This window comes from Dongia deserti (genome assembly GCF_003574735.1).
In the GTDB taxonomy this organism is placed as follows: Bacteria; Pseudomonadota; Alphaproteobacteria; order Dongiales; family Dongiaceae; genus Dongia_A; species Dongia_A deserti.
The window spans coordinates 44,712-51,123 of record NZ_QORW01000030.1; the positions used below are offsets into that span (position 1 = coordinate 44,712).

Genomic DNA, 6,412 nt, shown 5'->3' on the forward strand with positions numbered 1-6,412 from the left:
TTTTGGCATTCCGTTGATCGTCACACCAGACGACCGCGGCGGGTTCTCCGTCAGTCGCTGGGCAACAAGGGACAAAAGCGAGGAGAGAAATGAAACTATTAAAGATCCTGGGGGTTGTCGGCGCGCTGGGCGTTCTCGCCGCCTGCACTTCCGACCTTCAACGTATCCGCACGACTGAACCGAGTGGCGGCACGCCGTTCACTCAAGCGCTGACCAAGGAATATCGCGACCTCGCGGTCTTCGAAGCCGACGAGATGAGGGACTGGCGCGATGCCGGCTACTTCGCACGCCGCGGCTTGCAGTCCGCGGCCGGCGAAGTGGTGTTGCCGGAAGATCCGGTGAATCGCGACCTGCCGGAAGACACGCTGCCTGAGATCAATGACGTCCGCACCCGCTTGCTGGCGGCGCTGGATGGCGGCGCCCGCGACAACAAGCCGGACATCGCCGCGCGTGCGCAGAGCCGTTTCGATTGCTGGCTCGAGCAACAGGAAGAGAACTTCCAGGAAGACCACATCGCCGCCTGCCGCGACGAGCTGCTGGCTGCTTTGGCCGAGCTTGAAGCTGCACCGGCACCGGTCGCGCCGACTCCGCCGGCCGTCTACCTGGTGTTGTTCGACTTCGACAGGTTCAACATCAACGCCGCGGCGCAGGCCGTGATCAACCAGGTCATTGCGGACTTCAACGCGAACCGTTCGACCGCGATCTCGGTCACCGGTCACACCGACCGCGCTGGCTCGGCCGCCTACAACGAACGGCTGTCCGAGCGTCGCGCCGATGCGGTCCGCGAAGCGCTGATCGCGGGCGGCGTCCCGGCCGAAGCGATCACGACCGCCTGGAAGGGTGAGTCGGAGAACGCGGTCCCGACCGAGGATGGCGTGAGAGAGCAAGCCAACCGCCGCGCCGAGATCATCATCCAGTAATCGGCCAGGTTGGTTGAAATTGGCGGCGCCGGAGCAAATCCGGCGCCGCTTCTGTTTCCGCAACCACAAAACAAGTCGATCCTCTCCCCCGAAACAGGGGAGGGCTAGGGACGGGGAGCTACAGCCGTGCTGGCAGGAGTCTTCGCTCGCGTTCCCTACCCCGACCCGCCCCCAGCTTGGGGAGGGGGAACGCGCGGGTTGCGTTGGCCCCCACAGGCGATAAAATTCATGCCAGCGGCTGCGGCCGATCACGCCATCCAGCAAGGCCGATGTCGGCGCACCCGCGCCGGGCTTGGCCCCCGAGAACATAGGGCGAGAACGACGGCCCAGAACCAAGGCCAAGCACCGAAGTCCGACAACCTTAAAAGTCCGCCGATGTACAAAGAGACCACGCGATCGATCACCATCACGGTCGTACCGACCTACCTGGACGACCAGTCCTCGCCCGAGGACTCGCACTATGTCTGGAAGTATCGCGTCCGGATCGAGAACAACGGCGCCGATACGGTGCAGCTGCGCAACCGCTATTGGCGCATCACCGACTCCATGGGCCGGGTGCAGGAAGTGCGCGGCCCCGGCGTGGTCGGAGAGCAGCCGATTCTGAAACCGGGCAAGTACTACGAATACACCAGCGGAACGCCGCTGCCGACGCCCTCCGGCATCATGGTCGGCACCTACCAGATGGAAACCGAGCATGGCGAGAAGTTCGACGTGCGGGTTCCCGCTTTCTCGCTCGACAGCCCCTATCAGCCAGTGAAACTGCACTGAGCGGGACGAGGACGACGATCTTGGCGAAATCCAGCAAGCCCCGCGCCGGCGCAGCGCGCGCTTCCAAGCAGCGAATCCAGCGGCCGAGCCGCGATGAGGCGGAAGAGGCCGTCCGCACCCTGATTCGCTGGGCGGGCGATGATCCCGGCCGCGAAGGCCTGCGCGGTACGCCCGACCGCGTGGTGCGCGCCTATCGCGAGTTCTTCCGCGGCTACGAGCAGGATCCGCACGCCCTCCTCGCGCGCACCTTCCAGGAGACCGACGGCTACGACGAGATGATCGTGCTGCGCGACATGCGCTTCGAAAGCCATTGCGAGCATCACATCGCGCCCATCATCGGGCGCGCGCACATCGCCTATCTGCCCCATCATCGCGTGGTCGGCATCAGCAAGCTGGCGCGGCTGCTCGATTGCTATGCCAAGCGCCTGCAGATCCAGGAGACGATGACGGCGCAGATCGCCAACACGCTGCAGGAGGTGCTGCAGCCGCGCGGCGTCGCCGTGGTGATCGATGCCAGCCACCAATGCATGACCACGCGCGGCGTGCACAAGCCCAACACCTCCATGGTCACCAGCCGCATGCTCGGCGCCTTCCGCACCGACCCGTCGACCCGGCGCGAGTTCCTCGCCATCATCGGCCTGCCACCCTCCACGGTCGCGTCGAGTTCGTGAGGCTCGACTGTTGACCGTTTGTCGCCTATGAACGCCCTCAAGAAGTTGCCTTTCCCCCTTGCGGGGAGAGGATGCGAAGCCTTAGCGAGCGCGAGCGACCCCCGGGTCGCAAGAGCCCGGGGGCGAAACTGGATGAGGGGTAGCGCGGCGATGGCCGCGCGCGCTTGCAGGAGCGCCAAACGAGCGTCGCCAAGCCGAATTGTCGTAGCGCCTACGCACGACACGCCTTCGGCACGGCCGGGAATCTAAGAAGGGGGAAGCCTAGCCGATGTCGTGGCCGGATCATCGTTCCGTGTTCTACACGCTCGGCATGTTCCTCAGCGGCATCGCCGCGTTGATGCTGCTGCCGGCGCTGGCGGACTATGCGGCCGACCATCGCAACTGGACGGGATTCATCGCCGGCGCGGCGGTTAGCGGCGGCGCAGGCGGCGCCATGATCCTGGCCTTCCGCACCAACCAGAAGCCCGTGATCGGCCGGCGTGAAGGTTTTCTGCTGACCTCGCTGACCTGGGTGGTGATGTGCGCCTTTGCGGCACTTCCCCTCGCACTGTCCGACGCCGGCCTCGGCTACACGGATGCTTTCTTCGAAACGATGTCCGGCCTGACGACGACCGGCTCTACGGTGATGGTCGGGCTCGACACCCAGTCGCGCGGCATCCTGCTGTGGCGCTCCATCCTGCAGTGGCTCGGCGGCATCGGCATCATCGTGCTGGCGGTGATGATGCTGCCGTATCTCGGGGTTGGCGGCATGCAGCTGTTCCGCACCGAGTTCTCCGAGAAGGTCGACAAGATCCGGGCGCGCGCCGTCGACGTGACGTGGGAGATCTTCAGCATCTACGCGGTCCTCACAGTCATCTGCGCGGTCCTGCTCACGGTCGCCGGCATGCCGCTGTTCGATGCGGTGTGCCATGCCATGACATCGGTCGCGACGGCGGGCTTCAGCACCAAGGACGCCTCGATCGGCTATTATGGTCCCCTGGTCCAGTGGATCATCATCGTCTTTATGTTCATCGGCGCGCTCGCTTTCATGCTGATGGCGCGGCTGGTGTGGCATGGCGATTGGCGCTCGCTCCTGCGCGACGAACAGGTCCGTTGGTACGCCTTCACCATGGTCTGCGTCATCATCCTGGTGACGCTCTGGCAGTTCGGCGTCAACGGCCGGGATTTGGAGAGCGCCTTCCGTTCCTCCGCTTTCAACGTCGTCTCGATCCTGACGACGACCGGCTTCTCCTCGGAGGACTATTCGGCCTGGGGCACCTTCCCGCTGACGCTCTTCATGATCCTGTTGTTCGTCGGCGGCTGCACCGGCTCCACCGCGGGCGGCATGAAGATCTTCCGTTTCTGCATTCTCGGCTCGTTCGCGAAGTGGCAAATCCGCTCGCTGGTGCACCGCAATCGTGTCCTGCTGCCGACCTACAACGGCGTCGCCGTGACGGAGGACGTCATCCGCTCCGTCATCGGCTTTATCGTGCTCTACATCTTCACCTTCGTGATCCTGGGGCTGGCCATCGCCGCGTTTCAGATCGATATTCTGACCGCCTATTCCGCCGCGGCGCAGGCCCTGGGCAACGTGGGACCGGGGCTCGGCCCGATCATCGGTCCGTCCGGGAACTATGCGAGCCTGCCGGACGGCGTGAAATGGCTGCTGGCTTTCGGCATGTTGATCGGGCGGCTTGAGCTGTTGACGGTCATGGTCCTGTTCACGCCGACCTTCTGGCGGGGCTGAAGATGCAAAGCGCCATCGACATCCTGGAACGGCTGGTCGCCTTCGCGTCGGTCTCGGCGCGCAGCAATCTCGACCTCATCCAGTGGATCCGCGACTGTCTCGGGGAGCACAACGTCAAGAGCGACCTGGTGCCCGCGCCCGACGGCCAGCCGAAGGCCAATCTGTGGGCCAGCATCGGCCCCGATGCGCCGGGCGGCCTCGTGCTCTCGGGCCACACCGATGTCGTGCCGGTGGAGGGACAGCCTTGGACCAGCGATCCCTTCACCCTGACCCGGCGCGACGGCCGGCTCTATGGCCGCGGCACCTCCGACATGAAGGGCTTCATCGCGCTGTGCCTCGCCCTGGTGCCGGAGATGCTGGCGCGTCCTCTGAAAGTGCCGATCCATTTCGCCTTCTCCTATGACGAGGAGGTCGGCTGCCTCGGCGCGCCGCATCTGATCGCGGAGCTGGGCCGGCGCTTTCCCAAGCCCGCGCTTGCCATCATCGGCGAGCCGACGGAGCTGCAGCTCGGCACGCGCCACAAGGGCTGCTATTCCTTCGAGACCGAAGTGACCGGCCGCGATGCCCATTCCAGCCAGACACACAAGGGCGCCAACGCCATCGTCGCCGCGGCGGAGATCGTGGCCGAGCTCGACCGCATCGCGGAGGAGCTGAAGCACTCCACCTTCAACGATGCGAATTTCGAGCCGCCTTATCCTACGATCAATGTCGGCCGCATCGAAGGCGGCACTGCAGTCAACATCATCGCGCGCCACTGCACATTGCACTGGGACTTCCGCGCGACACCTGGTGCCGATCCATCCGTCGTCCTGCCGAAGCTTGAGTCATTCGTTGCCGCCACGGTCCTGCCGCGCCTCCAGCGCGTCGCACCCGAAGCCGCGATCGTCACGCGTCCGCGCGCACACGTGCCGCCGCTGGCGGACGAGCCCGGCGGCGCCGCGGAAACCCTCGTGAAGTTCCTGACCGGCGCCAACCAGACGGTCGGCTTGGCATTCGCGACCGAAGCGGGCCAGTTCCAGCAAGCCGGCCTCTCCGCCATCGTCTGCGGCCCCGGCTCCATCCTGCAGGCCCACCAGCCCGACGAGTTCATCGAGCTGTCCCAAATGGCGGCAGGAGAGGCGTTTCTGAGGAAGCTGATCGCCTGGGCGCAGGGCGCCTGACCGGTGCGTCACGGCTCTATTTTGTCAATCGGAATTTTCCAAAGAAGACACACCCCGATAAGTAGCAATAACCCGCGTTTACCATACTGCTACCTTGTCGTGTGTAGCACGCAGGGTCTAGCATCCCTTCAATTATAAGAAAATTCGATCGAACGAGGCTTGGGGTTTCCTCTCTCATTTCGCCGCCCGCCGCAGCTCAAGGCAGGCGCCGCACGGGAAATCTCTGTCGCATCTCCAGCTCGAGGGGAGACGCGCCGCGGGGCTGAATGAGCGCTCCGCATGCACGTCTCCGGAGGAACGGCCGGCCGATTCGGCCGGCGCACGAACACGCGCGCAACCGCGCCCCGATGATGCATCGGGCCGAGCTGGAGGGAGCTATGGTCGTTTTGCCGTGTCAGGAACGCATGCGTCTGCGGATACGCCGCTGGCCGCCACCGACGGAGCAACGGTGCCTTCCAGCCTCTGATGCGCGGCATCAACCCGAACAATCTCGATTGAAGCGAAGGAGCCGGTAGGCAGCCGCGCATTCCCGCGCGCCGACGTCCCTTTATTTGACTGGCTTACTTAGGAGCGAAAGCGATGACCACCAGCGATCTCAGCAGCCCAACCGCACCGGTCGGTCTTTCCACAGTCAGCTATTCACTGACGCCGCAGGCTAAGGATGACTACTACACGGTGACGGAGGATGGCTTCGTCTACTTGATCGACGTCATGGCGAACGATCTGGGTGGAAAGGCGAAGACGCTCTACTCGATCGATGGCATCGAGGATGGCGTTGGAGTGGTTGACCTCCTGGTAAAGGATGCATCCTTCACTGCGCCGAATGAGTCGACGGCGACGCTTGAGAGCATTACGTGCTCCGAACAAAGCGCAATGGGCGCCGACATCGCGATCGTGAACGGCAAGATCCTGTACAAGACAAATACGACACAGTTTCAAGACGCGTTCAATCATCTTGCGGCAGGACAAGTGGACTATGACACTGTCACCTACGCCATAAGGTTGTCCAACGGCACCCTTAGCACGGGAACGCTCACCATTGCGGTGATCGGCACCAACGACGACCCGACGGTGACGGCTGGGCCGCAGAGCCCGCTGAAGCTGGTGGAAGCGGGCGAGGACGAGGCCGGGGTTGCCTCGGCGAGCATCGCGCTGACCCTGGCCGAT

6 protein-coding genes are annotated in these 6,412 nt (G+C 64.3%); all 6 read left to right on the forward strand.

Annotated features, from left to right (window positions below; all coding sequences use genetic code 11):
- Window positions 1-89 precede the first annotated feature (89 nt).
- The gene (locus tag DTX69_RS28645; protein ID WP_119305016.1) at window positions 90-920 is read left to right on the forward strand and encodes an OmpA family protein; all 831 of its coding nucleotides are present in this window, start codon (window positions 90-92) and stop codon (window positions 918-920) included.
- 375 nt (window positions 921-1,295) lie between these two features.
- A complete protein-coding gene (gene apaG, locus DTX69_RS28650; RefSeq protein WP_119305017.1) occupies window positions 1,296-1,688 on the forward strand; it encodes a Co2+/Mg2+ efflux protein ApaG in 393 nt (130 codons plus the stop codon).
- Between the two features lie 20 nt (window positions 1,689-1,708).
- Window positions 1,709-2,359 carry a GTP cyclohydrolase I FolE gene (folE, locus tag DTX69_RS28655; RefSeq protein ID WP_119305018.1) on the forward strand — a complete coding sequence of 217 codons (651 nt, stop codon included), beginning with the start codon at window positions 1,709-1,711 and terminating at the stop codon, window positions 2,357-2,359.
- A 268-nt stretch (window positions 2,360-2,627) separates the two neighbouring features.
- Window positions 2,628-4,085 carry a TrkH family potassium uptake protein gene (locus DTX69_RS28660; RefSeq protein ID WP_119305019.1) on the forward strand — a complete coding sequence of 486 codons (1,458 nt, stop codon included), beginning with the start codon at window positions 2,628-2,630 and terminating at the stop codon, window positions 4,083-4,085.
- A 2-nt stretch (window positions 4,086-4,087) separates the two neighbouring features.
- Window positions 4,088-5,245: an acetylornithine deacetylase gene (gene argE, locus DTX69_RS28665; protein WP_119305020.1), complete on the forward strand. Its 1,158-nt coding sequence runs from the start codon at window positions 4,088-4,090 to the stop codon at window positions 5,243-5,245.
- Between the two features lie 579 nt (window positions 5,246-5,824).
- Window positions 5,825-6,412, forward strand: a 588-nt coding sequence (locus tag DTX69_RS28670; protein WP_284736132.1) for a VCBS domain-containing protein, incomplete at its 3' end; no start/stop codon positions are given.

Bases quoted from the DNA above. Each gene is read 5' to 3' on its own strand.
- DTX69_RS28660 (WP_119305019.1), top strand. From the start codon at position 2,628: ATGTCGTGGCCGGATCATCGTTCCGTGTTCTACACGCTCGGCATGTTC.
- apaG (WP_119305017.1), top strand. From the start codon at position 1,296: ATGTACAAAGAGACCACGCGATCGATCACCATCACGGTCGTACCGACC.
- DTX69_RS28645 (WP_119305016.1), top strand. From the start codon at position 90: ATGAAACTATTAAAGATCCTGGGGGTTGTCGGCGCGCTGGGCGTTCTC.
- argE (WP_119305020.1), top strand. From the start codon at position 4,088: ATGCAAAGCGCCATCGACATCCTGGAACGGCTGGTCGCCTTCGCGTCG.